This is a genomic window from Amycolatopsis solani (assembly GCF_033441515.1).
In the GTDB taxonomy this organism is placed as follows: domain Bacteria; phylum Actinomycetota; class Actinomycetes; order Mycobacteriales; family Pseudonocardiaceae; genus Amycolatopsis; species Amycolatopsis solani.
In genome coordinates, this window is record NZ_JAWQJT010000001.1 from 690,008 (window position 1) to 716,415 (window position 26,408).

The 26,408-nt window shown below is 71.8% G+C and carries 27 protein-coding genes; 3 read left to right on the plus strand and 24 right to left on the minus strand.

Annotation, left to right across the window (positions count from 1 at the left end; all coding sequences use genetic code 11):
• Positions 1–172: 172 nt before the first annotated feature.
• The 18 genes from SD460_RS03450 to SD460_RS03535 form a co-directional block, all read right to left on the minus strand.
• Positions 173–745, minus strand: a complete 573-nt coding sequence (locus SD460_RS03450; protein WP_318305907.1) for a TlpA family protein disulfide reductase — start codon at positions 743–745, stop codon at positions 173–175.
• Positions 742–1,368, minus strand: a complete 627-nt coding sequence (locus tag SD460_RS03455) for a histidine phosphatase family protein (protein WP_290054538.1) — start codon at positions 1,366–1,368, stop codon at positions 742–744. Before SD460_RS03455 ends, SD460_RS03450 begins: the two co-directional genes overlap by 4 nt.
• The gene (gene hemL, locus SD460_RS03460; protein WP_290054536.1) at positions 1,365–2,666 is read right to left on the minus strand and encodes a glutamate-1-semialdehyde 2,1-aminomutase; all 1,302 of its coding nucleotides are present in this window, start codon (positions 2,664–2,666) and stop codon (positions 1,365–1,367) included. The genes SD460_RS03455 and hemL overlap by 4 nt, the downstream gene beginning before the upstream one ends.
• A gap of 19 nt (positions 2,667–2,685) precedes the next feature.
• A complete protein-coding gene (locus tag SD460_RS03465) occupies positions 2,686–3,237 on the minus strand; it encodes a hypothetical protein (RefSeq protein WP_318305908.1) in 552 nt (183 codons plus the stop codon).
• 12 nt (positions 3,238–3,249) lie between these two features.
• Positions 3,250–4,455: an ABC transporter permease gene (locus tag SD460_RS03470; protein WP_290054532.1), complete on the minus strand. Its 1,206-nt coding sequence runs from the start codon at positions 4,453–4,455 to the stop codon at positions 3,250–3,252.
• Positions 4,452–5,156 (minus strand): ABC transporter ATP-binding protein, encoded by a 705-nt coding sequence (locus SD460_RS03475; RefSeq protein ID WP_290054530.1) that lies wholly within the window; start codon positions 5,154–5,156, stop codon positions 4,452–4,454. The genes SD460_RS03470 and SD460_RS03475 overlap by 4 nt, the downstream gene beginning before the upstream one ends.
• The gene (locus tag SD460_RS03480; protein ID WP_290054528.1) at positions 5,153–6,451 is read right to left on the minus strand and encodes an efflux RND transporter periplasmic adaptor subunit; all 1,299 of its coding nucleotides are present in this window, start codon (positions 6,449–6,451) and stop codon (positions 5,153–5,155) included. The genes SD460_RS03475 and SD460_RS03480 overlap by 4 nt, the downstream gene beginning before the upstream one ends.
• A gap of 62 nt (positions 6,452–6,513) precedes the next feature.
• Complete coding sequence (locus tag SD460_RS03485) at positions 6,514–6,852, minus strand: hypothetical protein (RefSeq protein ID WP_290054526.1); 339 nt, start codon at positions 6,850–6,852, stop codon at positions 6,514–6,516.
• Between the two features lie 13 nt (positions 6,853–6,865).
• Positions 6,866–7,312, minus strand: coding sequence for a transport-regulating membrane protein Mce1N (gene mce1N / locus SD460_RS03490; RefSeq protein WP_290054525.1), 447 nt, complete (start codon positions 7,310–7,312; stop codon positions 6,866–6,868).
• Positions 7,309–7,845 (minus strand): hypothetical protein, encoded by a 537-nt coding sequence (locus SD460_RS03495; RefSeq protein ID WP_290054523.1) that lies wholly within the window; start codon positions 7,843–7,845, stop codon positions 7,309–7,311. The genes mce1N and SD460_RS03495 overlap by 4 nt, the downstream gene beginning before the upstream one ends.
• Positions 7,846–7,862: 17 nt before the next feature.
• Entirely contained in the window at positions 7,863–8,834 is a 972-nt protein-coding gene (gene hemB, locus SD460_RS03500) for a porphobilinogen synthase (RefSeq protein WP_290054521.1), read from the minus strand.
• A gap of 96 nt (positions 8,835–8,930) precedes the next feature.
• Complete coding sequence (locus SD460_RS03505) at positions 8,931–10,463, minus strand: bifunctional uroporphyrinogen-III C-methyltransferase/uroporphyrinogen-III synthase (RefSeq protein WP_290054519.1); 1,533 nt, start codon at positions 10,461–10,463, stop codon at positions 8,931–8,933.
• 76 nt (positions 10,464–10,539) lie between these two features.
• Positions 10,540–11,469, minus strand: coding sequence for a hydroxymethylbilane synthase (hemC, locus tag SD460_RS03510; protein ID WP_438860590.1), 930 nt, complete (start codon positions 11,467–11,469; stop codon positions 10,540–10,542).
• A gap of 20 nt (positions 11,470–11,489) precedes the next feature.
• Positions 11,490–12,797 carry a glutamyl-tRNA reductase gene (locus tag SD460_RS03515; RefSeq protein ID WP_290054516.1) on the minus strand — a complete coding sequence of 436 codons (1,308 nt, stop codon included), beginning with the start codon at positions 12,795–12,797 and terminating at the stop codon, positions 11,490–11,492.
• Between the two features lie 73 nt (positions 12,798–12,870).
• On the minus strand, positions 12,871–13,764 hold the full coding sequence (locus SD460_RS03520) for a redox-sensing transcriptional repressor Rex (RefSeq protein ID WP_290054514.1): 894 nt from the start codon (positions 13,762–13,764) through the stop codon (positions 12,871–12,873).
• Positions 13,765–14,413: 649 nt separating this feature from the next.
• Positions 14,414–15,967, minus strand: a complete 1,554-nt coding sequence (locus tag SD460_RS03525) for a molybdopterin-dependent oxidoreductase (RefSeq protein WP_290054512.1) — start codon at positions 15,965–15,967, stop codon at positions 14,414–14,416.
• Positions 15,968–16,031: 64 nt separating this feature from the next.
• Positions 16,032–16,268 (minus strand): glutaredoxin family protein, encoded by a 237-nt coding sequence (locus tag SD460_RS03530; RefSeq protein ID WP_290054510.1) that lies wholly within the window; start codon positions 16,266–16,268, stop codon positions 16,032–16,034.
• 10 nt (positions 16,269–16,278) lie between these two features.
• Positions 16,279–17,790, minus strand: a complete 1,512-nt coding sequence (locus tag SD460_RS03535; protein WP_318305909.1) for an AMP-binding protein — start codon at positions 17,788–17,790, stop codon at positions 16,279–16,281.
• Between the two features lie 314 nt (positions 17,791–18,104).
• Between SD460_RS03535 and SD460_RS03540 the strand changes: the two genes are divergently transcribed.
• The 3 genes from SD460_RS03540 to SD460_RS03550 all read left to right on the plus strand — a co-directional run bounded on the left by SD460_RS03540 (position 18,105) and on the right by SD460_RS03550 (position 20,987).
• Entirely contained in the window at positions 18,105–18,797 is a 693-nt protein-coding gene (locus SD460_RS03540; RefSeq protein WP_290054504.1) for a sigma-70 family RNA polymerase sigma factor, read from the plus strand.
• Positions 18,798–18,912: 115 nt separating this feature from the next.
• Complete coding sequence (locus SD460_RS03545) at positions 18,913–19,983, plus strand: DUF5667 domain-containing protein (protein ID WP_290054503.1); 1,071 nt, start codon at positions 18,913–18,915, stop codon at positions 19,981–19,983.
• 95 nt (positions 19,984–20,078) lie between these two features.
• Positions 20,079–20,987: an HAD family hydrolase gene (locus SD460_RS03550; protein ID WP_290054501.1), complete on the plus strand. Its 909-nt coding sequence runs from the start codon at positions 20,079–20,081 to the stop codon at positions 20,985–20,987.
• A gap of 63 nt (positions 20,988–21,050) precedes the next feature.
• Here SD460_RS03550 and SD460_RS03555 read toward each other — a convergent pair whose 3' ends face one another.
• The 6 genes from SD460_RS03555 to SD460_RS03580 form a co-directional block, all read right to left on the minus strand.
• Positions 21,051–22,067 carry a lysophospholipid acyltransferase family protein gene (locus tag SD460_RS03555; RefSeq protein ID WP_290054499.1) on the minus strand — a complete coding sequence of 339 codons (1,017 nt, stop codon included), beginning with the start codon at positions 22,065–22,067 and terminating at the stop codon, positions 21,051–21,053.
• A gap of 77 nt (positions 22,068–22,144) precedes the next feature.
• Positions 22,145–23,191, minus strand: a complete 1,047-nt coding sequence (locus tag SD460_RS03560; protein WP_290054497.1) for an NAD-dependent epimerase/dehydratase family protein — start codon at positions 23,189–23,191, stop codon at positions 22,145–22,147.
• A 255-nt stretch (positions 23,192–23,446) separates the two neighbouring features.
• On the minus strand, positions 23,447–23,548 hold the full coding sequence (locus SD460_RS03565; RefSeq protein WP_007030867.1) for a 30S ribosomal protein bS22: 102 nt from the start codon (positions 23,546–23,548) through the stop codon (positions 23,447–23,449).
• 155 nt (positions 23,549–23,703) lie between these two features.
• The gene (locus SD460_RS03570; RefSeq protein WP_013222402.1) at positions 23,704–23,919 is read right to left on the minus strand and encodes a helix-turn-helix domain-containing protein; all 216 of its coding nucleotides are present in this window, start codon (positions 23,917–23,919) and stop codon (positions 23,704–23,706) included.
• Between the two features lie 214 nt (positions 23,920–24,133).
• Positions 24,134–24,946 carry a pyrroline-5-carboxylate reductase gene (gene proC, locus SD460_RS03575; protein ID WP_290054481.1) on the minus strand — a complete coding sequence of 271 codons (813 nt, stop codon included), beginning with the start codon at positions 24,944–24,946 and terminating at the stop codon, positions 24,134–24,136.
• Positions 24,947–25,558: 612 nt separating this feature from the next.
• Positions 25,559–26,392 carry a thioesterase family protein gene (locus SD460_RS03580; RefSeq protein WP_290054479.1) on the minus strand — a complete coding sequence of 278 codons (834 nt, stop codon included), beginning with the start codon at positions 26,390–26,392 and terminating at the stop codon, positions 25,559–25,561.
• Positions 26,393–26,408: the final 16 nt, after the last annotated feature.

Here is a 26,408-nt window from a genome sequence, read left to right on the forward strand (position 1 = left end):
AGGGAGTGAGGTCCCGGTGAGAACGCCGGGGCCGCTTCACAGGACGTCGGTCACAGCAGTTCAGGACCTTGGTCCCACCCGCTCGCCCCCGCCCGGACGACGTGAATGACTCATTCCTGTCGTCGGACGACAGGAATGAGTCATTCACTGCATCGCGGCGGGCGCGGGCGGGTCAGGCGGTCTCGGACTCGAGGCGCTGCGTCACCGGGAGGAGGTCCTGGGCCAGGACCGGGCGCAGGAAGACCGCCGCCACGCGGTGCTGCTTGTCCAGCACGATCGTCGACGGGATGATGTTGCGCGGGTAGCCGCTGAGCTTCAGCAGCACCCGGCCGTCCGGGTCGTAGATCGACGGGTACGTCAGCTGCCGGTCGCGGACGAAGTCCTGCGCCACCTCGCGCGCCGGGTCGCGGACGTCGATGCCGACGACCTGCACGCCCGGGGCCTGCTTGGCCAGCGACTCCAGCTCCGGCACCTCCGTGCGGCACGGCCCGCACCACTGGCCCCACAGGTTGAGCACGACGACCTTGCCCGGGAAGTCCGCCAGCGACAGCTGCTTGCCCTCCTGCATCAGGTCGTCGCCGGCGAGCACCGGCGCGGTCTGGCGCTGGGCGACGTCGTAGGTGATGTCGACCTTGCCGCCCGGGGAGACGAAGCTGAAGCTGCTCCCCTGCACCACCGCGTCCTTGCCCGCGCTGCAGCCGACCAGCGCCAGCACCGCGACGGCCCCGATGAACAGCCGTTTCATGCCCCGGTCACCTTCGGGTCCGTGGTGCCGGCGGGCTCGCTGTAGACGATCTCGCGCAGCGAGTCGCCGTCGAAGACCAGCGACGTCAGCGACGCCAGCGAGCACTGGCGGCGGCGCGGGTCGTGCCACAGCTTCTTGCCCTCGAGGAACCGCCGCAGCGTCCAGATCGGCAGCTGGTGCGACACGCAGAGAGCTTCATGACCGTGAGCCGCCTCGCGGGCCCGGTGGACCGCGCCGAGCATCCGGTGCGCGATCTCCAGGTACGGCTCGCCCCACGACGGCTTGAACGGGTTGACCAGCTTCGGCCAGTGCTTCGGCTCGCTCAGCGCGCCGTCGCCGACCGCCACGTGCAGGCCCTCGAACTGGTTGCCGGCCTCGATCAGGCCCTCGTCGGTCGCGATGTCGAGCCGGTGCGCCGCGGCGATCGGCCCGGCCGTCTCCTGCGCGCGCTGCAGCGGCGACGCGACGACGTGCACCAGGTCGTGGCCCGCGACGGCCTCGGCGACCGTGAGCGCCTGCCGCTGCCCGCGCTCGGACAGCCGGTAGCCCGGCAGCCGGCCGTAGAGGATCTTCTCGGGGTTGTGCACTTCGCCGTGCCGCAGCAGGTGGACGACGGTGGTCACTTGACCGCCTCCGCCGCCGCGCGCGCCGCCGCGGGCAGGGCCGCTTCGATCACCGAGAACGCTTCGTCGTCCATGGCCGCGTTGACGAACCAGGCCTCGTACGCGCTCGGCGGCCCGTACACGCCCGCCTCGAGCAGCGCGTGGAAGAACGCCGGGTAGCGCCACGTTTCGGACGCCTGCGCGCCGGCGTAGTCGCGCACCGGCTGGTCGCCGAAGAACACGCTGACCAGGTTGCCCGCGTACTGGACGTGGTTCGCGACCCCGGCCGCGCTCAGCTCGCGGCGGAAGAGGTCGCCGAGGCGCTTGGCGTTGGCGTCGAGCGCCGCGTACACGGCGTGGTCGGCCGCGCGCAGCGTCGCGAGGCCCGTGGCGACCGCGACGGGGTTCCCGGACAGCGTCCCGGCCTGGTAGACCGGGCCACCCGGGGCCAGCTTCGCCATCACGTCGGCGCGGCCGCCGAAGGCCGCGGCCGGCAGCCCGCCGGACATCACCTTGCCGAACGTGTAGAGGTCGCCGGCCACGCCCTCGAGGCCGAACCAGCCCGCGCTCGAGACGCGGAACCCGGTCATCACCTCGTCCATGACCAGCAGCGCGCCGTTTTCGTGGGCGATGTCACGCAGGCCCGCGTTGAAGCCTTCGTCCGGCGCGATCGCGCCCATGTTCCCGGCCGCGGCCTCGGTGATCACCGCGGCGATCTCGCCCGGGTTGTCCGCAAAGGACTTCCGGACGGCGTCGAGGTCGTTGTAGGGCAGCACCAGCGTGTCCCCGGCCTGCGCGCCGGTGACGCCCGGCGACGTCGGCAGCCCGAGCGTCGCGACGCCGGAGCCGGCCTGCGCGAGCAGCGCGTCGACGTGACCGTGGTAACACCCGGCGAACTTCACGATCTTCGAGCGGCCGGTGAACCCGCGGGCCAGCCGGATCGCGCTCATCGTGGCCTCGGTACCCGAGTTGACCAGGCGTACCCGCTCGACGGGCTCGACGCGGTTGATGATCTCCTCGGCCAGCTCGACCTCGCCGATCGTCGGCGTGCCGAACGACAGCCCGGACGTCGCCGCCGCGCGCGCCGCCTCGACGACGTGCGGGTGCGCGTGGCCCAGGATCATCGGGCCCCACGAGGAGACCAGGTCGACGTAGCGGTTGCCGTCGGCGTCCCACAGGTGCGGGCCTTCGCCGCGGACCATGAACCGCGGGGTGCCGCCGACGGAGTTGAACGCCCGGACCGGCGAGTTCACCCCGCCCGGGATGGCCGCCTTCGCGCGTTCGAACCATGCCTTGGACTGCTCGGTTCCAGTGCTCACACCTCCAGTCTCGCAAACGTCAGCGCGAGGCCTGCTGGGTGATGGCCTGCGCGGTGACCGTGCCGTCTTCGCCCGCTTGGCCCTGGACGACGACGGTCGAACCCGGCTTGAGGTCGGCCAGCTTGCCCGGCTGGGTCACGCCGACCGTGGTCGAGTCCGATGTGGACACCTTGACGTCGGTGCCCTGCGCGGTCTTGACGTAGACCGTGGTGCCGTCGACGTGGTCGACCGTGCCGGTGGTGCCGCGCCCGCCCGCCCCGCGGAAGCCGCCGCCCTGCTGCCCGGCGCCGGCCTGCTGACCACCTTGAGCACCGGCGGCGGGCCGGTTCGGTGTCGAGGACGACGAGCCGAACGCCGCGTGCGTCCAGGCGCCGCCGCCGAACGCGATGGCGAGGACGACGAGCCCGGCCAGCACGAGCGTCGTGCGGGAGAAGGGCTTCGCGGCACGCCGCATTTCGGCGTTGAGGTCACCCTCGACCGCCGGACTGGCGACGATCTCCTCCGCGGAGCTTTCACGTGAAAGCTCCGCCCCCTGGTGGTCGCTTTCACGTGAAAGCGGCGGGTTGGTCATCTCGAAGACTCCTTATTCGTGACGCAGGGCGTCGATGGGCCGCAGCTTGGCGGCCCGGTTCGCCGGGAAGCTGCCGAAGAACAGCCCGATCAGGGCCGACACCGCGAAGGCGAGCAGTATCGACGAGGGCACCACGACGGGTTTGATCCCGGAGATGGTGAACCGGCTGCCGATCAGCCCGATCGCGACGCCGAGCAGCCCGCCGAACAGGCTGAGCATGGTCGCTTCGGCGAGGAACTGGCCGAGGATGGCCCCACGCGGGGCGCCGATGGCCTTGCGGATGCCGATTTCGCGGATCCGCTCGGTCACCGTGACGAGCATGATGTTCGTGACGCCGATGCCGCCGACCAGCAGCGAGATCGCCGCGACCGCCGCCAGCAGCACGGTGAACGTCTCGGTCGCCGACGTCCGCGTCGCCAGCAGCTGCTCGGAGTTCTGGATCTGGTAGTCCGCGGTGCCACCGAGCCGGATGCCGTGGCGGGCGTTGAGGATCGCGGTGATCTCCGACTGGGCCAGCGAGACGGAGTCGGCGCTGGTGGCCTGGACGGCGATCTGGCTGAGGCTGCCGTACCCGGCGAGGGAGTTCTGGACGGCCGAAATCGGCGCGATGGCGACGTCGTCGGCGTTCTGCAGCCCGGTGCTGCCCTTCGCCTGCAGCACCCCCACCACGGTGAACTGGATGCTGTTCAGCAGGACGTTCTTGCCGACCGCGGCCGAGGCGGTGCCGAAGATCGACTCCGCCGTCGTCGGGCCGAGCACGACGACCTTCCGCGCGGCCGTGACGTCTTCGTCGGTGAACAGCTGGCCCTGGGCGAGCTCGCGGTTGGTGGTCGCGAAGTACGCGGGTTCGGTGCCGGCGACGCTCGAGATGTCGTACGACGTCTGCCCGTAGGTCGCGGTCGCCGTGGTGTTCACCACCGGCGACGCGGCCTTGACGTCCGGCGCGCCGACGGGGTCGACGAGCGCGTGGGCGTCCTGGACGGTCAGCGGCCGCGCCGACGCGCCCTGCCCGCCGCCTCGCGCCGGGGAGACGTTGACCACGTTGGTGCCGAGGCCCTGGATGCTGGCCGCGATGGCCGCGGACGCGCCGTTGCCGACCGCGACGAGCAGGATCACCGCGGCGACGCCGATGGTGATGCCGAGCGTGGTGAGCGCCGAGCGCAGCTTGTTCGCGGTGAGCCCGCGGACGGCGAAGCGCAGGATTTCGAGGAGGTTCACGAGACCGCTCCGACTGCGCGCGTGACTTCGTCCGACACGATGAGCCCGTCGTCGACCCGCACGACGCGGTGCGCGTGCGCGGCGACCTCGTCTTCGTGCGTGATGACGACGATGGTGCGGCCGAGCGCGTTGAGCCGGTCGAACACGCCGAGGACGTCTTCGGTGCTGCGCCGGTCGAGGTTGCCGGTCGGCTCGTCGGCCAGCAGCATCGCCGGGCCGGTGACCAGCGCCCGCGCCACGGCGACGCGCTGGATCTGCCCACCGGAGAGCTCGCTGGGGAGGTGCTTGGCCCGGTCGGACAGCCCGACCATCTCCAGCGCGGCGAGCGCGCGCCGCCGCCGTTCCGCGCGCCGGAGTCCACTGTAGACGAGCGGAAGCTCCACATTGGACAAGGCGGACGTCCGCGGCACCAGGTTGAAGGACTGGAAGATGAACCCGATCTTCCGGTTGCGCAGCAACGCCAACTGCCGCTCGTTCAGCTTGCCGACGCCGAAACCGTCCAGCAGGTACTGGCCGGACGTCGGGACGTCGAGGCAGCCCAGCATGTTGAGCAGCGTCGACTTCCCCGAGCCGGACGCGCCCATGATGGCGACGTACTCGCCCGGCCAGACGGTGAGCTCGACGCCGCGCAGTGCGTGCACCGCCGTCTCGCCGGCACCGTAGGTCTTGCGCAGCGCGGAAACCGCGATCACGGGCTTCACCCGCGGCCGCCGAATCCGCCGCCGGCACCCGTGCCCGTGCCGCGCTGGCCGCCGCCCGGGAACCCGCCGGTCCCGCCGCCGGGGAAGCCGCCGGTGCCGCCCGTCCCGGTGCCGGTCCGGCCGGTGCCCGTGCCGCCGGTCGTGGCGGTCCCGGTGAGCACGACGTTCTCGCCCTCGGTCAGCCCGGACGTGATCTGCACGGTCGACTCGCCGCGGAGGCCGACCTGCACCTGGCGCGTCACGTTCTGGCCGTTCTCCTGCACGGTGACGACGTTGGTGCTGCCGACGGTCTGCACCGCCGCGGCGGGCACGCTCAGCGCGTTGTCGGCGGAGGCGACGGTGATCACGACGCTCGCCGACTGGCCGGGCCGCAGCCCGTCCGGCGGGTCGGTCAGCGCGAGCTGGGCGCCGTAGGAGACGACGCTGCCGCTCGTGGTCGGCGTCAGGTTGACGCTCGACACGGTGGCCTGGACCGGCTTGTCCGGCAGCGCGTTGAGCGTCACCGTGGCCTTCTGGCCGGCCTTGACCTTGCTGACGTCGATTTCGGCGACGGAGGTGTTCACGACCAGGCCGGTCATGTTCGTGATGGTGATGAAGCCGCTGCTGCCGGAAGAACTGCTGCTGCTGCTCGCCGCGGTGCTGTTCGCCGAACCCTGGCCGCCTTGACCGCTGCTCGACGACTGGGAGCCACTGCTGCTGCTCGCCGAGCCGCTGGAGGACTGCTGCCCGACGGTGCCGTTGACCGCGGTGACGGTGCCGGCGCCGGGTGCGTAGAGCGTCGTGTTGTCGAGGGTTTCCTGCGCGGTCTGGACGTCCAGCTGGGCCTGGTCGAGCTTGGCCTGCGCCGAAGTGACGCTGTTGGCCGCCGACTGCGAGCTGTTCTGGCCGTTCTGCCCGGTCGCCGGGGTGTCCTCGGCGTCTTCGGCGGCGTCCAGGCTGTCCTGCGCGACCGCGAGGTTCGCCTTCGCGACCTGAAGTTGTTTCGCCGCCTGCGTGCTGTCGACGGTGGCGAGCTTCTGGCCCGCGCTGACGACGTCACCGACCTTCACGTCGATCGAGGTGACCTTGCCCGCGCTCGAGAAGTTCGCCGCGCCGGTGTAGCTGCTGGCGAGCGTCCCGGCGGCCGAGATGGTCTCGGTGACCGTCGCGCGGCGCACCGGGGTGCTGCGCGACTCCGCCTGCGCCGTGCTCGGTTCGGGGCTGAATGCCTGGTATATCCCGAAACCCGCTCCGGCCAGCAGTACGACCAGAGCACCGTTGATCACCCATGCCTTCGAGGCACGCACCCGCGTCATGCGGCAACCTTGGGACCGCCGCTTAGCAATTGACTGGGGGTTCCCTGTGCGGGAGCTGTGTATCAGTCCTTGCGCTTGAGCTGCCGCGCACGCATCGCGAGCAGCAGCTGACGCACCGCGTCGACCAGCAGCAGCGCGGCCACCGTGCCGAGCCCGATGCCGGCGGCGAGCGACCCGCCGAAGTACCGGTGCGATTCGAGCACGGCACCGTCGTCGGTCCGGGTCACGACGGTGGCGACGCCGGCGTGCCAGCAGGCGTAGGCCCCCCACCCGGCGGCCACGGCCAGCACGACTTCCACGACGGCGACGAGCATCCGCCACGGCTTGTTCAGCCGCGCCTGCGGGCCGGCTTCTTCCGGCGGCCAGAGCTCGGCCCCGGTGGGCTGCGGAAGGTCGATCACAGCAGGGATTTTCTCATGCTTCCTTCGGCGTCGCCCGGACGAGCCGGTCGAGCGCGTCCCGCAGGGCCTCGACGTCCTTCGCCCACGCCAGCACCACCGTGCCGTCGGCGAGCTCCACCGGCAGCGAGTCGTACTTCCGGGGCACCGACCAGCCGCCGCCGAGGACGCGGGCGCCGACCGGGGCGCCGACGTCCGTCACCGAGGCCAGCTGGTCCGCCGGGACCTGCTCACGGCCCTGGCGCAGCTGCTTCGTCGTCACCTCGAGCGAGAGGAACCGGCGCCGCGCGTACACCCACGGTGCCGTGATCACGCACAGCCCGGCGCCGACCAGCAGCCAGCCCACGACGTGCACCGGGCCGCCGGTCACCAGCTCGAACAGCGCGCCGGCCACGGCGAACACCGGGCCCCAGAGAACGGCGCCCCAGCTCACGCCGGACTCGGCGTAGAGCCGGTCGCTCACGGCTTGCGGCCGGCCTTCGGGAAGTAGCCCGCCACCGACGGCAGGTACATCAGGACCAGCGCGATCACGAACAGCAGCACCGAGACCAGGGTGAGGTAGTTGATGATCGGCGCGATCGTCATGATCAGCAGCAGCATCACGATCGGCAGGATGGTGAGCACCGTCCTGGCCGAGCGCGTGCCTTCGCGGGCCTTGTACGCGAAGAGCAGGAACAGCAGCACGAACACGACCGCGCCGCCGAGCAGGTACCACAGCAGCGTCGTGACGCCGTCCGCGATCATCTGCGGCGTGTACTTCGGGTCGGTGGTCGCCTTCACGAACTGGTCGATGACGGCCGACTTGCTGCTGAGCAGCTGGACGTAGCTGAGGATGAGCACCACGCCACCGGCGAGCCACAACCAGAACGAGATGGCCACCGGCCGCGGCGGGGTCGCCTTAGGCGCTTTCTGCCCCGGCAGCACCGGGTCCGGCGAGCGGCCCTTCTTGCGGCGTTCGTCGTCGGTCAGACCGGTGAGGTCCTCTTTGTCTTCCACGCGAGGACTCTAACGGGTCAGTCCAGCCACGCAGCGGCTTCCGCGGCCCAGTACGTCAGGATCATGTCCGCGCCCGCCCGCCGGATCGACGTGAGCACCTCGAGGACGGTCCGTTCCCGGTCCAGCCAGCCGTTCGCCGCGGCGGCTTCGACCATCGCGTACTCGCCCGAGATGTTGTACGCCGCCACCGGGACCGGCGAGATGTCCGCGGCCGCCTTGATCACGTCCAGGTAGGCCAGCGCGGGCTTGACCATGATCATGTCCGCGCCCTCGGCGAGGTCCAGCTCGATCTCGCGCAGCGCCTCGCGGCCGTTGCCCGGGTCCTGCTGGTAGGTCTTGCGGTCGCCCTTGAGCTGCGAGTCGACGGCCTCGCGGAACGGGCCGTAGAACGCGCTGGCGTACTTCGCGGAGTAGGCGAGGATCGCCTTGTCGCTGTGCCCGACCTCGTCGAGCGCCCGGCGGATGACGCCGATCTGGCCGTCCATCATCCCGGACGGCCCGAGCACGTGCGCCCCGGCTTCGGCCTGCGCGACGGCCATCTCGGCGTACACGCGCAGGGTGGCGTCGTTGTCGACCCCGCCGTCGGCGTCCAGGACGCCGCAGTGCCCGTGGTCGGTGAACTCGTCGAGGCAGGTGTCGGCCATCAGCACGGTGGCGTCACCGAGCTCGTGGCGCAGGTCGCGCAGGGCGACGTTGAGGATGCCGTTTTCGTCGACGGCTCCGGAGCCCTCGGCGTCGCGGGTCTCGGGGATGCCGAACAGCATCAGCCCGCCGACGCCGGCGTTGACCGCGTCGACGGCGGCCTTCCGCAGCGTGTCACGGGTGTGCTGGACGACGCCCGGCATGCTCGAGATCGGCCGCGGCGAGTCGAGGCCCTCGGCGACGAACATGGGGAGGATCAGCTGGCGTGGCCGCAGCGTCGTTTCGCCCACCAGCCTGCGCATGGCCGGGGTGGTGCGAAGCCTGCGGGGACGATGCTCGGGGAACACTCCTACCAAGGTACTCCCGCCGCTTCCCGAAAAGCCGTGAAGGCCTCCTTACCGGCCACAAGAGCCGGTAAGGAAGCCTTCACGGACCAACGAACCTCAGGAGCGGCGGGCCCGCTTCGCCTTGCGCGGCGGCGGCAGGGCGCCTTCCGCACGCAGGCGCGCGGCGTGCTCGGCCAGCGCGTCCACCAGGTGCGGGACGTCGGCCTTCTCCGGCTGGACGTCGACCCGGAGCCCGAACTCCACCGCGGTTTCAGCGGTCTTCGGGCCGATGCACGCGACCAGCGTGCGGGTGTGCGGCTTGCCGGCGATGCCGACCAGGTTCCGCACGGTCGAAGACGAGGTGAAGCAGACCGCGTCGAAGCCGCCGGTCTTGATCATCTCGCGGGTCTCGGCGGGCGGCGGGGCGGCCCGGACGGTCCGGTAGGCCGTCACGTCGTCGATCTCCCAGCCGCGCTCGCGCAGGCCGGCCGACAGCGTCTCGGTGGCGATGTCCGCCCGCGGGAGCAGCACGCGGTCGACCGGGTCGAGGACGTCGTCGTACGGCGGGAACTCGGCCAGCAGGCCCTCGGAGGACTGCTCGCCGGACGGGACCAGCTCCGGGATGATGCCGAACGAGCGCACCTTCGCCGCGGTCGACTCGCCGACGCAGGCGATCTTCACGCCGGAGAACGCGCGGGCGTCGAGCCCGAACTCCTCGAACTTCTCCCACACCGCGCGGACCGCGTTGGTGGAGGTGAAGACGATCCACTGGTAGCGGCCGTCGACCAGGCCCTTGACCGAGCGCTCCATCTGCGCCGGGCTGCGGGGCGGCTCGACCGAGATGGTGGGCACCTCGTGCGACGTCGCGCCGTGGCCGCGCAGGCGCTCGGCCATCTCGCCGGCCTGCTCCTTGGTGCGCGGCACCAGGACCTTCCAGCCGTAAAGCGCGCGCGACTCCCACCAGGACAGCTTCGAGCGCTGCCCGGCGGCCTGGCCGATCGTGACGATCAGCGGCCCGACGAGCTCGCCCGCGTCGTTGGCGACCTTCTCGAGCGTGGTGTCGAGGGTGCGCTGGGTGTTGATGGTGCCGTTCGCGGTGACCGCGACCGGGGTCGACGCCGGGACGCCGTTGCCGGTCAGCGCCGACGCGGCCTCGGCCAGGTGGGCCGACGTCGCGTGCAGCACCAGCGGGCCGGGCGAGGCGGCCAGTGCCGCCCAGTCGACGTCGCCGCGGACGTCGGCCTCGACGTGCGTGCCGCCGAGCGCGACGCCCGCGTACGCCGGGACGGCCGCGCCCGGGGACACACCCGGGATGACGTCGAACACGGCGCTCGTGCGCGCGACCGCCTGGACCTCGGCCACGACGGCCGGGGTGGTCAGCGGGTCGCCCGCGACCAGCCGCAGCACCAGCCGGCCGGCCTTCGCTTCGGCGGTCAGGTCCTTGGCGACCTCGGTGGCCTCGCCGACGGCGGGCCGGACTTCGGCGCCCTCGGCGGCCATGGCCAGCACGGCCTGGGGCACGTCGGGGTCGGTCACCACGACCTCGGCCTTGGTCAGCAGCTCCTGGGCACGGACCGTGAGCAGGCCGGCGTCGCCGGGCCCGGAGCCCACGAACGCTACGCGCCCAGTGGTCTTTCGCGCGGGGGTCATTTCTCTCCTCTTGCGGCGGCCGTGCGCGATCGCACTGCCACAGGTCTCCTACGTGTTCGAAGCGCTCGCGAGAGCGCTACTGGGTGGGACCGGAGAGGGCTCCGGCTCCGAGGTCCAGCAGTTCGGCGGCCAGGTCCTTGCCCAGCTGGGCGGCCTGGTCCTTGTCGGCCAGCGCGATGGCCCGGACCATGTCCACCGCGCCGTCCTCGCCGTCGACCGCGGCGGTGCCGCGCAGCGAGATCCGTTCCACGACCTTGCCCTCGGCGTCGAGATCTTCGACGATCTCGGCGAGCGCGCCCACCGGCGCGCTGCACCCCGCCTCGAGCGCGGCCAGCAGAGCACGCTCGGCCGTCACCGCGGCCCGCGTGCCTTCGTCGTCCAATGTGGATGCGAGCAGGTGCTCCAGGTCCACGTCGGCGGACCGGCACTCCACCGCCAGCGCGCCCTGTGCGGGCGCGGGCAGCATCTGGATCGGGTCGAGGGTCTCGGTGATCGCCTCGGCCAGTCCGACCCTGGCCAGTCCGGCACGCGCGAGCACCACGGCGTCGAGCTCGCCGTCGGTGACCTTGCGCATGCGGGTGTCGATATTGCCGCGAATCGGCACGATTTCCAAACCGAGACCCAGCGCGCGCAGTTGCGCGGTGCGGCGCGGCGAGCCGGTGCCCACTGTGGACCCGGGCAGCAGCTCGCCCAGCGTGAGCCCGTCGCGCGCGATGAGCGCGTCCCGCGGGTCTTCCCGCGGCGGCACGGCGGCGAGCGAAATGCCCGCTTCCGGCGCGGTCGGCAGGTCCTTGTACGAGTGCACGATGACGTCGACCTCGTTGCGCAGCAACGCTTCCCGCAAAGCCGACGTGAACACGCCGACCCCGATCGTGGGAATCGGCGCGGAGGACTGGTCACCGGGCGTGGTCACCTTGACGATCTCGACCTCGGCACCGGTGGCGCGCAGGGCGTCGGCGACGGTCCCGGTCTGGGCGAGCGCGAGCTTGGAGCCGCGCGTGCCCATGCGAATGACTCTGGTCACTACTACTTCTTCTCTGCTGGGGGCTTCGGGCTCGCCACGGCGGCCGGTGCCTGCGGGTCGAGGCAGAACAGTTCTCGCAACGCGTTCGCGTAGTCGGTGTCGGCCGTCTCGGCGGCCAGCTGCTTGACCCGCACCGTCGGCGCGTGGAGCAGCTTGTCGACCACCCGGCGGACCGTGCGGCCGACCTCTTCGCGGACGCCGGCGTCGAGTTCGGGCAGGCGGTTGTCCAGCCGGAGCAGCTCGGCGTCGACGACCTCGGCCGCGCGCTTGCGCAGCGCCGTCACCGTCGGCGTCACCTCGGCGCTGCGCTGCCCGGCGAGGTAGTCACGCACCTCGTCGAGGACGATCCCGGTCGCCTTGGCGGTCTGGCGCTCGGTGGTCGGGGTGCCGGCTTCGCGCATCCGGCGCTGGACGGTGGCCAGGTCGACCACGCGGACGCCGTCGAGCTCGCCGACCGCCGGGTCGACGTCGCGGGGCAGGCCGAGGTCGCAGACGACCAGTTCGCGCCCGCCGCGCGGCCGCACGTGCTCCGGCGTGAAGACGGCGTCCTGCGCGCCCGTGCAGCAGATCACTACGTCGGCGTCGCGCACCGCGTCGGCGACCCCGGACAGCGGCACCGCGCGGGCGGGCACGCCCTGCTCGGTGACGTTCGCGGCGAGCCGGCGGGCGCGGGCGTCGGTGCGGTTGGCCACGGTGATCTCGCCGATCCCGGCCTTGCGCAGCTGGGACGCGCTCAGCGCGCCCATCGAGCCGGCGCCGACGATGACGGCGTGCTTGCCGGTGACGTCACCGGCCGCGGCCAGCGCCTCGGACACGACCGACGCGCCGAGCTGGTCCAGCCCGGTCTCGGAGTGCACGCGCTTGCCGACGCGCAGCGTGGTCTGGATCAGTTCGTGGAGCGTGCGGCCGACCGTGCCGGCCTCGCGCGCGGTGGCGTAGGCGGACCGGATCTGGCCGAGGATCTGCGTCTCGCCGACGACCATCGAGTCCAGGCCGGAAGTGACCGAGAACAGGTGCTCGACGGCGGCGCCGGCGTAGTGGACGTACAGGCTGTCGTAGAGCTCGGCGGGCTCCATCCCGGCCTGGCGGGCGAGCACGTCGGAGACGTCGTTGAGGCCGCCGTGGAAGGTCTCGACGACCGCGTAGACCTCGATCCGGTTGCACGTCGAGACGAGCATGACCTCACTGACGTGCTGGGCCTGCTGCAGCTCGTCGAGCACCTTGCCGACCTCGGGCGCGGGGATCGCGGCGCGCTCCAGCGTGCTCAGCTCCGCACTCCGGTGCGAAAGACCGACCGCCAACACGCTCATGCCGTCACCTCGCTGCCGCTCGGTGATCGCATCAGCGAGCGCGCCGTGTTGAATGATTCACTCGCAGGCTCGCTCATGAGCGCACCACCATTTCCCGTCCGCCGTCCGGACCCGATCCGTTCCCATTCTCGGACGGCGCACCGTGGGCGCGTAATCCGGAATTGCCCTGATCCGCGGCGGCGTCATCCGCGCGGCGGGCCACATGGAACGAGAGTATCTGCAGCTCCACAGCCAAATCCACTTTGCGGACCTCGATGTGAGCAGGAACCTGCAATACCACCGGGGCGAAGTTGAGGATGCACTGGACACCGCCCGCGACCAGCCGGTCACACACCGATTGCGCGGCGGTCGGCGGGGTGGCGATCACGCCGATGGAGATGCCGCGCTCGGCGCAGACCCGCGGGATGTCGTCCATGTGCGACACCGGGAGCCCGCCGACTGGCACGCCGATCAGGTCCGCGTCCAGGTCGAACAGGGCTTCCACCGGGAAGCCGCGCCCCGGGAAGCCGCCGTAGTTCGCCAGCGCGTGACCCAGGTTGCCGATCCCGACCACGGCCACCTTGTGCTGCCGGGTCAGGCCGAGGATGCGCTCGATCTGGCTCACCAGGACGCTGACTTCGTAGCCGACGCCGCGGGTGCCATAGGAGCCAAGGTACGAGAGATCTTTGCGCAATTTCGCGGAATTGACGCCCGCGGCTTGGGACAGCTCTTCGCTCGACACCGTGGTGGCACCCTGGTCACGCAGCCCGGACAGCACCCGCAGGTAGACGGCGAGCCGCGCGACGGCCGCTTCGGGGATCGACTTCGCCCGGACGGCCTCGGGGGCATCCCCGTTGCGCTCGGCGGGCACGGCCGGTATCTCGGCGGTGGGAGCGTTGTCGGCATCCGGCACGGCTTGACGGCGGGGCCGACGTGGCGCCCGGCCCGGGGAGTCCGCCGCGTCGCGCCTCCCCCGCTGTGTCACCACGCCCGTCGTCTCCTACCCGCTGTGCACCCGGCGGCCATCGCCACGGCCATGCCGAACTGTGTCTTGACCCAGGACGCGGAGTCCGGTTCGATGCCGGACCGCCCGGGGGCGATGGCCCTACGGTAGACCACTTGTGAACGCACGCACAAAGTCACTGGTCGGAGGCGGTTCTGGGAGGTGGCCGATCATGACACGGCGTCAGAATCCTTGCCCGCCAGGCTTTTCCGACGGGCGGGGGTTGCCTGGTTGCTTCGCTGCGGCGGGGCTGGGATGTCTTGAATGACTCATTCATGTCGTTGGACGACATGAATGAGTCATTCACGTCATCCGGCGAGGGGTGGGCAGCGGGTCCGCGCGAGCCGATCGGTTCGGACCGGGGCGGGGCCCGGCCGGGCGGGATGGCCGGGCGAGGGCGGGCCGAGCCGGGTGGCACCGAGCCGGCCGCGGCGAGGTCGCGAATGACTCATTCGGGACGTCAGAGGCCGCGAATGAGTCATTCGCGACCCACCGGAACCACCGCGCCAGGCCGGGTCGGCCCCGCCCCCACCCGAGCCGAACCGGCGGCCGGGACGTCTTGAATGACCCATTCACCTCATCCCACGACATGAATGAGTCATTCAAGTCATCTCCACCCCAGAACCAGACAGCGTCAGCTTGCGTCGAGGCTCACCGAGTGCCAGCCCGTCGCGCCGTCCGGGACCGGGTCTGCTCGGTTCTCCGTCTGCGTGTACCCGTCCTGGTCCGTGGCCCGGACGAACGCCTGGTGCGTCCCCGGCGGCACGTCGAGCTCGATCCACCACATCCGCCACGTGTCCTTGCTCACCTCGGCCGACAGCACCGCCGGTTGCCAAGCGCCCTGGTCGAGGCGGACCTCCACCTTCGCGATGCCCGTGTGCTGGGCCCACGCCGTCCCCGCCAGGCGGACCTTGCCCGCCGGGACGCGCGCGAAGCCGCTCGGGGTGTCGATGCGGGACTCCGTCTTGATCGGGGCCTGCTCGCCCCAGCCCCGGCTCAGCCAATACGCCTGCCGGTCGCTCCACTTCGTGAACTCCAGCGACTGGACCCACTTCGTCGCCGACACGTAGCCGTACAGCCCGGGGATCACGAGCCGCGCCGGGAAGCCGTGCTCGATCGGGAGGGGCTCGCCGTTCATGCCGATCGCCAGCATCGCGCCGCGCTGGGGGTCGAGGGCGACGTTCGCCGGGGTGCCGCACGTCCAGCCGTCGACGCTGGTGGCGAACATCTGCTCCGCGCCCGCCTGGACGCCGGCCTGGTCGAGCAGGTCGACGAGGTCGACGCCGAGCCAGGTCGCGTTCGAGATCAGCGGGCCGCCGACCTCGTTGGACACGCACGTCAGCGTCACCCGGCGCTCGACCAGCGGCCGGTTGCGGATGTCCGCGTAGGAAAACGTCACCTCGCGGTCGACCAGCCCGTGGATGCGCAGGCTCCAGTCCTCGGTCCGGATCTGCGGCACGACCAGCGCGGTGTCGATGCGGTAGAAGTCGCCGTTCGGCGTGATGAACGGCGGTGAGCCGAGCTTCGCGAAGTCCGCGTCCGCGGGCAGCGGCGGCGCGGTCCGCGCCGGCACCAGCGGCCCGACGGCGGCGCGGGAGTCCTCGGCGTTCGAGCTGGTCCCGGCCACCTGGCCGACGACGGCCGCGACGCCCGAGCCCGCGACGACGCCGACCCCGGCGCGCAGGAACTTCCGGCGGTCGAAGCCGCGGTCCTGGACCACGTCCTGGGGCAGCGCGATCCGGTGCAGCCAGGTGAACACCGCGAGCCCGGCGACGAGGGCGGCGACCGGCGCGAGCAGCGACACCTGCCCCAGGTCGGAGCGCGCGTACACGGCGGCGACCCCGGCCGCGCCGAGCACGAAGACCAGGATCTGCCCGGCCCGCGGCGTCCGGCGCGAAAGCTGCCCGGCCAGCAGCGCGAACAGGACCAGCACCACGGCGAGCCCGAGCTTCAGCACCGGCTTGTCCCAGGTGCCCAGCGTCCGCTCGGCCCACTTCACGATGCCGGTCGGGCTGTGGTCGATCACGTAGTTCGCCACCGCGATGAACGGCGAAGCCGTGTACCCGACGAAGCCGGCGACCAGGTGCCCCACGCCGAGGGCAGCGGCCAGCGCCAGGATCCCGATCAGGGTCGCGACCGGCAGCGAAAGCCGGCGCGCGGCCGGTGGTGCGTCCTGCAGAGTGCTCACGCCTCCATCTTCGGAGCGCAAGCCCGCCAAGGCGGCCCGAAGACGCTTACGGACGTGTTACGGCTCAGGCCAGCGCTCGCCGCAGCCGGTCCTCTTCGACGCGCCAGTAGCCGTGCTCGGCGCCGTCGACCAGGATCACCGGGACGCGGTCGCCGTACTCCGCGCGCCACTCCGGGTCGGTGTCGACGTCCTCGGCCTTCCACGCGACGCCGAGCTCCCCGCAGATCCGCGCGACGTCGGCCTCCGCGACCTCGCAGAGGTGGCAGCCCTCGCGGCCCATGACCGTCACTTCGTGCGCCATGACGTCCTTCCTACCGCAGCCGCAGGCGGCGCAGCTTCCCGGTGGCCGAGTGCGGCAACGACTCGGCGAACTCGACCAGGTGCGGCACCTTGTACCCGGCCAGGTGGGCCGCGCACTGGTCGACGACCTGCTGCTCGGACAGCGCCGCCCCGGCCGCCGGCACGACGAACGCCTTCACCGCTTCGCCACTCCGCTCGTCCACGACGCCGACGACCGCCGCCTCGGCGACCTCGGGCAGCTGCCCGATGACCTCCTCGACCTCGTGCGGGAAGACGTTGAAGCCGTTGACGATGATCAGGTCGTTGGCCCGGTCGACCAGGTGCAGGTCGCCGTCGACGTCGAGGTAGCCGACGTCGCCGGTGCGGTACCAGCCCTCGTCGTCCGGCCCGTGCTCGCCGTCGGGCCAGTAGCCGGAGAACAGGTTCGCGCCGCGGATCGACACCAGCCCGGTCTCGCCTTCGGCCTCGAAGACGTCGTCGACGTCGTCCGGGTCGAGCGGCACGGACTGGTCGCTGCCGTCGCTGTCGACCAGCCGCAGCTCGATCCCGGGCAGCGGGCGGCCGACCGAGCCCGGCTTCGGGTAGCCCGTGACCAGCGTCGACGTGACCACCGGCGCGCATTCGGTGAGGCCGTAGCCCTCGTAGACGTCGACGCCGGCGGCCTCGCGGATGGCGGTCAGCACCTTCGGGTGCAGCGGCGCGGCGCCGGACGTCATCCGGCGCACGGTGGCCAAGCCGCGGCGCAGTTCGTCGGCGCCGAGCGCGGCGAACTCGGCGTACATGGTCGGGACGCCGGTGATCGTGGTGACGCCGTGCTCCGCGCAGTCGTCCAGGGTGCGCTGCGCCTCGAAGCGCTCGGACAGGACGGCGGTCGCGCCGACGGCGACGGCGTGCAGCAGCCCGGGCCCCAGGCCGTAGACGTGGAAGAGCGGGATGGTGAGCAGCACGCGGTCGTCGTGCTCGAGGCTGCCTTCGACGTGGCTGAGCTGCTCCAGGTTCGCCAGCAGCGCGCGGTGCGACAGCATCACGCCGCGCGGCGGCCCGGTGGTGCCCGAGGTGTACGAAACGACGGCGATGTCCTCGCCGGCGCGGCCCGCATCGACGAATTCGACTACTCCATCCGGGTCGCTTCGCGGAGTGACCCCGCTCACGCCGTCCGGCAGCTCCGCTTCGGCGTCCCGCTGGATGACAACCTTGGCACCGCTGTGCGCGAGCAGCTTCGCCAGTTCGGGGCCGGGCACCTGCGGCGACAGGGGCACGACGACCGCGCCGGCGCGCAGCGCGCCGAAGAAGGCGACCGCGAAGTCGACCGACGTCGGCAGCCGCAGCGCGACCGGGTCGCCGGGCGCGACGCCCGCGTCCGCGAGTGCCTGGGCCTGGACCTGCGCGGCCGCTTCGAGCTGCCGGTGGGTCAGTGCGCGGCCCGACCCGGTTTCGCGCACGGCCGGGTGGTCCGGCCACGTGGCCGCGGCCCGCGTGAGCAGCCCGCCGACCCCCGACGTCGTCCCCTCTGGAGCACTCACCCGCGGCCCGCCTTTCTCCGATCCCGGCCAAAGCGTTGCAAGTCTGTCATTCGGAGCGACGTCATGGGTGCTGACCGCGAGCGTCGCTTCTTCGCAACCCCGGAGCCACTACCTACTTCGCGGTAACTACACGTATGCTGCACTGCGTCGCGGGGTGGTGTTGATCACCGCCGCGACCGGAGAGAGGGAGTCGCCGTGACGAACTTGCTTGCCCACGAAGTCGTGGGGCACGCGAGCCGGCAGGCCCCTGCTCGTCCGGGTTCCGGGGGTCCAGTGGCCCGTGGGGCCAGCTTCGCCGCCGGAGGTGCCGCCCGATGACCGTGCCGACCGCCGTGGGCCACGGGCCCGTCTTCATGTTCGCCGAGCGCGTGTTCGGCCGCTCCGCGGCCGTGCCGGTGAGCAGGCAGGCGTCCGACGACGAACGCGCCGAGGCGGCGAAGGCCGAGGCGTGGGAGCTCGTGCGCGCCGCCCAGGACGGCGACTCGTCCGCCTTCGGCCGGCTCTACGACCGCTACGTCGACGTCGTCTACCGGTACGTCCTGTTCCGGCTCGGCGACCGCGACCTGGCCGAGGACGTCACCAGCGAGACGTTCCTGCGCGCGCTGCGCCGGATCACGTCGGTGAGCTACCAGGGGCGTGACGTCGGCGCCTGGTTCGTCACCATCGCCCGCAACCTCGTGCTCGACCACGTGAAGTCGAGCCGGTTCAAGCTCGAAGTGGTCACCGACGAAGTGACCGAGCCGGGCTCGGCGCCGTTCAGCGTCGGCGCGACCGCCCAGGCGGGCCCCGAGCAGGAGGCCATCTCCCGCGCGACCCGCACCGAGCTGCTGCGCTGCGTCGCGGAACTGGGCGACGACCAGCGGGAATGCATCATCCTGCGCTTCCTGCAGGGTCTGTCGGTGGCGGAGACGGCCGAGATCATGAACCGCAACGAGGGCGCGATCAAGGCGCTCCAGCACCGCGCGGTACGCCGATTGGCACAACTCCTGCCCACCGGATTGCGCTGATCCCGCGAACTTTCCGGTCCGTCGACCGGAACCGGTAACCCCCGCGCCTTCTGGATCGTTACTCCTGCCAGACCGGTTTGTCAGGACCGGTCATGGCCGGAGATGGAGCTGCGCAGTGAGGTTTGCGCGTGAGCGAGCCGAGATCGACCGGTTCGCGCGTGCCCTGGAGCCGTCCCCGGTACGCCGGGACGGCGAGTTCGCCGACGAACTGGCCCTCGTCGGCGCGCTGCGCGACCTCGGTGCGGCCGGGGCCCCGGACCTGGAAACCCGGCAGCGGATCCGCGCGGAGATCGCGGGCCGCCTGGAGACGGCGGCGGCCACCCCGCGTCGGAGGTGGCGGCCGCGGACCGCCGACCTGGTGGCCGCCGCGCTCTTCCTCGTCCTGGTGCTCTCGGGCCTGACGCTGGTGCTGTCCCGGAACGCGCTGCCCGGTGACGCGCTGTACGGCGTGAAGCGGGCCGGGGAGTCGACGGCGCTGGGCCTGACGTTCGGCGACCAGGCGAAGGCGCAGAAGCACCTGGAGTTCGCCACCAACCGGATCACCGAACTCGGCGAGCTGGCCGAAGCGGGCGCGAGCCCGGCCGACTACCGGACCGCGTACGACGACTTCGCCGCCGACCTCAAGGCGGGTGTCTCCCAGCTGGCCGCGGTCGCGACGAGCGACAGCGGCGGGGCGCAGGCACTGGCCGACGTCCGGCTGTGGGCGCGTAACCAGGCGGCCCGCCTGGCGTCGCAGCCGCTGCCGGCGGACGCGGCGCCGGTGTTCGGCGACGTCCGCGACCTGCTGGGGAAGGTCCAGGAGCGCACGAGCGGGCTGGTCGCCCGGCTGAACTGCTACGAGATCACCACCGGCACCTCCGACGACCTCGGCCTGCTCCCGGCGACCGGCGAGTGCACGGCCCGGCCGGCCCCGGCCGCCGGCGAGCAGCCGTCGTCTGCCCCGGCTTCGCCGTCGTCGGGGGAAAGCACCGCGCCGGTGGTGACGGGCACGCAGCTGCCGCCGTCGGACGCGGCCGCCACCCCGGGCATCCCGGCGCCGACCGGTGGCGTGACGCCGCCGCCGGTGTACGGCGGTCAGCCGACGACCACCACCCGGCCGCCGTCGACCACCCCGACGACGTCGTCGCCGCCGCTGGTTTCGATCCCGCCGTTGCTGCCGGGGCTGCCCCCGATCGTCATCGGCTGAGGTCCCGGCCACACCTGCGACGGGACCGTGGGCGGCTCGCTACCCTGTGCGAAGGTCCCGGAGGTTCACGGGGACGTGGCCGGACGTGGGCAGACGTGGAGGCGGTGTGCGTGTCAGCTTGGCGTGGCAGGGATAAGAGTCAGGAGCTCGAACGGCTCGCCGCGCTCGCGGGCGAAGCGTCGGCCGAAGCCGCGCACGCCCGCGTGGTCGCCGAGCCCCCGGCCCCGCCCGCGCCGCCGGACCTGACCGCGGCGGCGTTCTTCGACGTCGACAACACGATGATGATGGGCGCGTCGATCTTCTACTTCGCCCGCGGGCTCGCGGCGCGCAAGTTCTTCACCTCCGCCGACCTGGCCGGGTTCGTCTGGGGCCAGATCAAGTTCCGGCTCGGCGGCCGTGAGAACAAGGAAGACATCAAGACCCACCGCGAGCGCGCGCTGTCCTTCGTGGCCGGCCGCACGGTCGCGGAGCTGACGTCGATCAGCGAAGAGATCTACGACGAGCTGATGGCCGACAAGATCTGGTCCGGCACGCGCGCGCTGGCCCAGATGCACCTGGACGCCGGCCAGCGGGTCTGGCTGGTGACGGCGACCCCGATCGAGCTGGCGGCGATCATCTCCCGCCGCCTGGGCCTCACCGGCGCGCTCGGCACGGTCGCCGAGACCCGCGACGGCGTGTACACCGGACGGCTGGTGGGCGACCTCCTGCACGGCCGCGCGAAGGCGCACGCCGTGCGCGCGCTGGCGTCGCGCGAAGGGCTGAACCTCAAGCGCTGCACGGCGTATTCGGACTCGGCCAACGACATCCCGATGCTGTCGTCGGTGGGCACGGCGGTGGCCGTCAACCCGGACGGCGGCCTGCGCGACGTGGCCCGCGCCCGCGGCTGGGAGATCCGCGACTTCCGCACCGGCCGCAAGGCGGCGAAGATCGGCGTGCCGTCGGTCCTGGGCGCCGGCGCGCTGGCGGGCGCGGTAGCCGCGGGCATGGCCTACCGCCGCCGCTGAGGCCCGGTGCAAGTTCTCGTGAGTGTTTAGGACGGTTCTAACCGTCCTAAACACTCACGAGGCTCAGCCGCGGAAGACCGACTTCCGCTGGGAGAGGCGCTGGTACAGGGTTTGCTGGATCGACTCGCGGACCTGGTCGGTCAGCTGGAACACCAGCATCGGGTCCTCCACCGCCTCCGGCTCGAACTCGTCCGTGCGGATCGGCTCGCCGAACTCGATGCTCCACTTCGTCGGCAGCGGCAGCGCGCCCAGCAGGCCGAAGTGCGGGAAGAACGGCGTCACCGGGAAGTACGGCAGGCCCAGCATCCGGGCCAGCACCTTGATGTCGCCGAGCTTCGGGTAGATCTCCTCGGCGCCGATCACCGACACCGGGATGATCGGCACGCCGGCGCGCACCGCGGCCGACACGAAGCCGCCGCGGCCGAAGCGCTGCAGCTTGTAGCGGGACGAGAACGGCTTGCCGATGCCCTTGAAGCCCTCCGGCCACACGCCGACCAGCTCGCCCTTGCGCAGCAGGCGTTCCGCGTCCTCGTTGCACGCCAGCGTCTGGCCCGACTTGCGCGCGAACGACCCCACCAGCGGCACCTGGAACACCAGGTCGGCGCCGAGGCCGCGCAGGTGACGGCCGCCGGTCTCGTCGTGGACCGCGACCGCCGTCATCAGCGAGTCCAGCGGCACCGTGCCCGAGTGGTTCGACACCAGCAGCGCGCCGCCCTCGGCCGGGAGGTTCTCGACGCCGTGGGTATCGACGCGGAACCAGTTCTTGTACAGCGCGCGCAGCGGCGGCAGGAACACGGCGTCGGTCAGCTCGGCGTCGAAGCCGAACTCGTCGACGGTGTAGTCGCCGGTCAAGCGGTCGCGGATGAAGCCGAGCGCCGAGCGCGCGGCAGCCGAAAGGGGCTCTTCCGGGGCTTCCTTCTCAGCACCCGGGAAGGCGACGACCGGCGCGTCTCTCCGCGCGGCCTCTTCCTCGCGGAGGTCGCGCTCGGCCGCCGGTTTCTCCCGGCCCGGTCCGTGCAGCGGGATGACCTGAGCTTCGGCACCGCCCACCGTTTCCGCCTCGCTTCCGAAGTCGTCCAAGTCGTGCGGCCTGCTGTGACAACCGGAGCTTCGCTCCGGGCTGGGGGCTTCGCCACCCAGACCCCCGAAAGGCCTGCTCATCGGTTCGCCTGCCCCGTCGCCGCGGCGACGAGGACCTTGCCTGCCAGGCCCGCCAGCTTGGCGCCGTCGAGCACCGGCCGCAAGCCGCGTCCGACGATGTAGTCGTCGAACGCCTCCCGCGTGGTCCACCGCGGGGTGTACCCGAACTCGTTCTTCAGCTTGGTGATGTCGACGACCCGGCCGAAGTTCAGCAGCCGGACCTGGTCGGCGGAGAAGTCCACGACCCGCGCGCCGCGCAGGACCTTGCCGACCGAGGGCACCACGCTCCGCGGCATCGGCAGCTCGACCCGGCCCGCTCGCCGGATCGCCTGCGACAACGTGAGTACCCCTTCGGAACCGACGTTGAACACGCCGGGCCGGTCGGTCAGGGTCGCGCGTTCGAGCACGGCCAGCGCGTCCGAAGAGTGCAGCAGCTGGATCCGGGCGTCGTAACCGAAGACCGTCGGCACCACCGGCAGCGCGAAGTAGCGCGAAAGAACGGTGTCCGTCGACGGCCCGATGATGTTGGCGAAGCGGAACAGCGTCGTGGTGATGTCGGGGCGGCGGCGCACGAGACCGCGCACGTAGCCCTCCATCTCCACGGCGTCCTTCGCGTACCCGCTGGTCGAGGTCGGGATGAGCTCGGAGTCCTCGGTGAACACCGCCTGCGAGCGGGCGCCGGCGCCGTAGACGGCCGCCGTCGACTTCACCACCAGCTTGCGGACCAGGGGCGAGCGCTGGCACGCGGCGAGCAGCCGCATCGTGCCGATGACGTTGACTTCCTTGATCGCCGTGCGGCGGCCCGGCCCGGCCGGGTGCGCGGTGCAGGACGCGTGCACCACCGTGTCGACCTTGGCGGTGCTGATCACCTTGGCGATCAGCGGGTTCCGGATGTCCGCGCGCACGAACTCGGCGTGGCCCATGCGCTGCAGGACCGTCTTCGCCGGGGGGACCGTGTCGACGCCGATGACCCGCTCGAAATCGGGGTTGTTGCCCAACCGGGCGAGCAGTTTCCCGCCCAGTTCGCCGGCTACCCCGGTGACGAGCACGATGTTCGACGGCATGCGACTCCCTGCGGCGTAGGGCGTGGTGGGGGTGGACGATCACCCGAAGTGCGCGGGCCTGCACTCACTGGAAGCATCGCGCGGACGCCCTTGAGATGTTACCGCTCTTCAGTGGTAGCTCCGGGGTGTCTTACGTGCTATTAACCGCTTTCCCCCGGGAAAGCGACGAAGACCTCACTCGAACGGGGGGAACGGCCCACCACATGGACGTGGCCCGTCCAGAGACTGGACGGGCCACGGTCACACCGAGCAGGATTACTTGCCGGCCTTACGACGCTGGACGCGCGTACGGCGAAGCAGCTTGCGGTGCTTCTTCTTCGACATGCGCTTGCGGCGCTTCTTGATCACAGAGCCCATGGGCGCTCCTTAGGTCGTCGTCGGTCACGCTGCCCGGCGCAGCGTCCAACGGGTGGAGCGCACAGGCACGAGCGGTTTTCCAGGTTACCCGGCACCCGGCGCGGGCCGGTCGGCGGGCACGTCGTAACGCGACGTGCCGCCGGCCGAGGCGTGGATCAACCCACGTCGTAGTAAGCACCCTGGAGGTACTCGTGCACTGCTTTCTCCGGCACCCGGAAGGACTTCCCGACCCTGACGGCGGGCAGCTCACCCGAGTGCACGAGACGGTAGACGGTCATCTTGGAGACCCGCATCAGCGTGGCCACCTCCGCGACCGTCAGGAACTGGACCTGCCCGACTGCCGGCAGATCCTCCTTCTTGTTCGGCGACATGTTTACCGCGTCCTTCGACACGCGTCGCGCCACGAGGCTTCCCCACCTGTGGTACCGACACGCACGTGCTCTATCGAGAGTAGCGGGACTGGTGGGACTAATGCGACGCCTGTCACCGAGATGGGCCCCTACCAGCGCTAACGCACAGGCACCCGCGCGTGCAAGACCCGAGTAATCGCCCATTTCGGCGAATCCGGACCGGTTCGGGGCGCGCTCAGGCCTCGTCGTGAGCCTTGCCGAGCTCCACCGAGCGGTCCTTCGCGGCTTCGATGGCCGCCAGGAGAGCCGCGCGCACGCCGTGCTTCTCCAGCTCGCGGATGGCGTTGATGGTGGTGCCCGCGGGCGACGTCACGGCCTCGCGCAGCAGCACCGGGTGCTCCTCGGACTCGGCGAGCATCTTCGCCGCCCCGACGGCCGACTGGATGATCAGCTGCCCGGCGAGCGCGCGCGGCAGCCCGAGCAGGATGCCGGCGTCGATCATGGCCTCGACCAGGAAGAAGAAGTAGGCCGGCCCGGACCCCGACAACGCCGTGACGGCGTCCTGCTGCCCCTCCGGCACCTCGACGACCTGCCCGACGTGCGAGAGCAGGTCCCGCACCACGGCGAGGTGCTCCGCGGTGGCGTACCGGCCGGCGGAGATGGCGCTCATGGCCTCGTTGACCAGCATCGGCGTGTTCGGCATGACCCGCACGACCGGCACCCCGTCGGCGAGCCGCCGCTCGTAGAGGGAGGTGGGCAGCCCGGCGCACAGCGAGACGACCAGCGACGACGGCCCGAGCAGCGGCGCCAGCTCGTCGAGCACCGGGTCGATGTCCTGCGGCTTCACGGCGACGACCAGGACGTCGGCCTGCTTGGCCGCGTCCTCGACCTCGACGCCGCGGACGCCGTAGCGCGCGGTGAGCTCTTCGACGCGCGCCGGGTACCGCTCGGTGAAGAGCAGGTCGCCCGGCTCGTGGCCGCCGTGCAGCAGCCCCGAGAGCAACGCCTCGCCGATCTTGCCCGCACCCAGCACCGCGATGACCGTCATGTACCCAAGCGTGCCAAACCCGCCTCGGCCGCCCGGTGCCGGGGCGCGGCCTGCGTCGCCTGCTCCCCTGGGCGGTCACCGCACGCCGGTTCCGGGTCTCGCTCGAAAGGTCGCGAATGACTCATTGGGGACCTCCGACGTCCCGAATGAGTCATTCGCGACACCGCCGCCCGCCCTCGGAGCCCAAGCCGCAGCCGGACCGGGGCCGGGCCTGGTCCTCGGCACCCGCGGCGGGCTCTGCCCGCGCCACCGACCGCCACCTCGGCGAAGCTGCGCTGTTGGGCACCGCGCCTCCGCGCAGCCGCCGGGCGCAGCCCGGCACGTCCCGCGCCGGCGGGCGTCACCCGAGGCTTGCTCCCCCGGTGGTCGGGGCACGCCGGTTCCCGGGTCTCGTGGGACGCCCGCCCAAAGGTCGCGAATGACTCATTCGAGACCTCCGACGCCCCGAATGAGTCATTCGCGACACCGCCGCCCGGCCCGAGCCGCCGCTCAGCCGCCCGCGGCCGGGGCGCGGCCACGCCGGTTCCCGACGCCCTGAAGGGGATGTTGCTCTCATCTCACGCCCTGAAGGGGACTTTCCTCGCATCTGATGCCGGCAACGTCCCCTTCAGGTCAGCCGCCCGGGGCCGGGGCTGGGGCGAGGCCGAGCTGGCGGGCCTGGCAGACCAGCCGGCCCTGGGAATCCACCACCGTCGCGTCCGAGTCGAACCACGACTCGTGGACCGACCTCGACTCCACCACCACCCGCAGCCAGCCCGGGGCCGGGCGCGTGCGCAGCAGCGCCGTCAGCTGGACCGTCGGGGCCCAGCCGATGCGGCCCAGGTTCATCACCACCGGCGGGTTGACGTCCGAGGCCAGCAGCGTGAAGTACGGGTCGACCAGGCTGTGCCGCGGCCGGACCCACAGGCGCATGCGGGGTGGCTCGTCCGTGCGGCCGGCCAGGTAGCCCGCGGTCGCCGGGTCCAGGCGCACCTCGCAGCCCTTGGCCAGGTTGAACGGGCCCTCCGTGCTCTCCGCCATGGCGAGCGCGCCCGGGGGCGGCTCCGCGGCCATCGCCGGGACGTCCGTCCACTCCGGGCGGCGCATCGGGAGCCGTCCGGTCGTGACCCTGGCCTCGACGCAGCTGCGGCCGCGCTGCTCCAGCCGGACCTCCACGACCGTCGCGCGGCGGCCGACCTTGCGGACGTCCGTGCGCAGGAGCACCGGGCCCAGCGCCGGGGCGTGCAGGAACTCCGCGCTGACGACGAGGGGTTCCGCGTGCGGCTCCCCGCGTTCGTGCAGGGCGGCGATCGCCGCCTTGGCCAGGAGGGCCAGCAGGAAACCCCCGTGCGGGTGCGAGCCGATGGCCCATTCCGCGCGCAGCACCGCGGTGAAGGTGCCGTCCCCCAGCGACCGCGCCGCACTGGCCGTGTCGAAGGACACGGCGGTGCCGTCCGTTCCGCTCACGAACGCTCCGCGCCGA

Coding starts and splice junctions, on each gene's coding strand:
- SD460_RS03450 (WP_318305907.1), bottom strand. CDS start 745: ATGAAACGGCTGTTCATCGGGGCCGTCGCGGTGCTGGCGCTGGTCGGC.
- SD460_RS03465 (WP_318305908.1), bottom strand. CDS start 3,237: ATGACCAACCCGCCGCTTTCACGTGAAAGCGACCACCAGGGGGCGGAG.
- SD460_RS03480 (WP_290054528.1), bottom strand. CDS start 6,451: ATGACGCGGGTGCGTGCCTCGAAGGCATGGGTGATCAACGGTGCTCTG.
- SD460_RS03505 (WP_290054519.1), bottom strand. CDS start 10,463: ATGACCCCCGCGCGAAAGACCACTGGGCGCGTAGCGTTCGTGGGCTCC.
- hemC (WP_438860590.1), bottom strand. CDS start 11,469: ATGGGCACGCGCGGCTCCAAGCTCGCGCTCGCCCAGACCGGGACCGTC.
- SD460_RS03515 (WP_290054516.1), bottom strand. CDS start 12,797: ATGAGCGTGTTGGCGGTCGGTCTTTCGCACCGGAGTGCGGAGCTGAGC.
- SD460_RS03530 (WP_290054510.1), bottom strand. CDS start 16,268: ATGGCGCACGAAGTGACGGTCATGGGCCGCGAGGGCTGCCACCTCTGC.
- SD460_RS03540 (WP_290054504.1), top strand. CDS start 18,105: ATGACCGTGCCGACCGCCGTGGGCCACGGGCCCGTCTTCATGTTCGCC.
- SD460_RS03560 (WP_290054497.1), bottom strand. CDS start 23,191: ATGCCGTCGAACATCGTGCTCGTCACCGGGGTAGCCGGCGAACTGGGC.
- SD460_RS03565 (WP_007030867.1), bottom strand. CDS start 23,548: ATGGGCTCTGTGATCAAGAAGCGCCGCAAGCGCATGTCGAAGAAGAAG.
- SD460_RS03570 (WP_013222402.1), bottom strand. CDS start 23,919: ATGTCGCCGAACAAGAAGGAGGATCTGCCGGCAGTCGGGCAGGTCCAG.
- proC (WP_290054481.1), bottom strand. CDS start 24,946: ATGACGGTCATCGCGGTGCTGGGTGCGGGCAAGATCGGCGAGGCGTTG.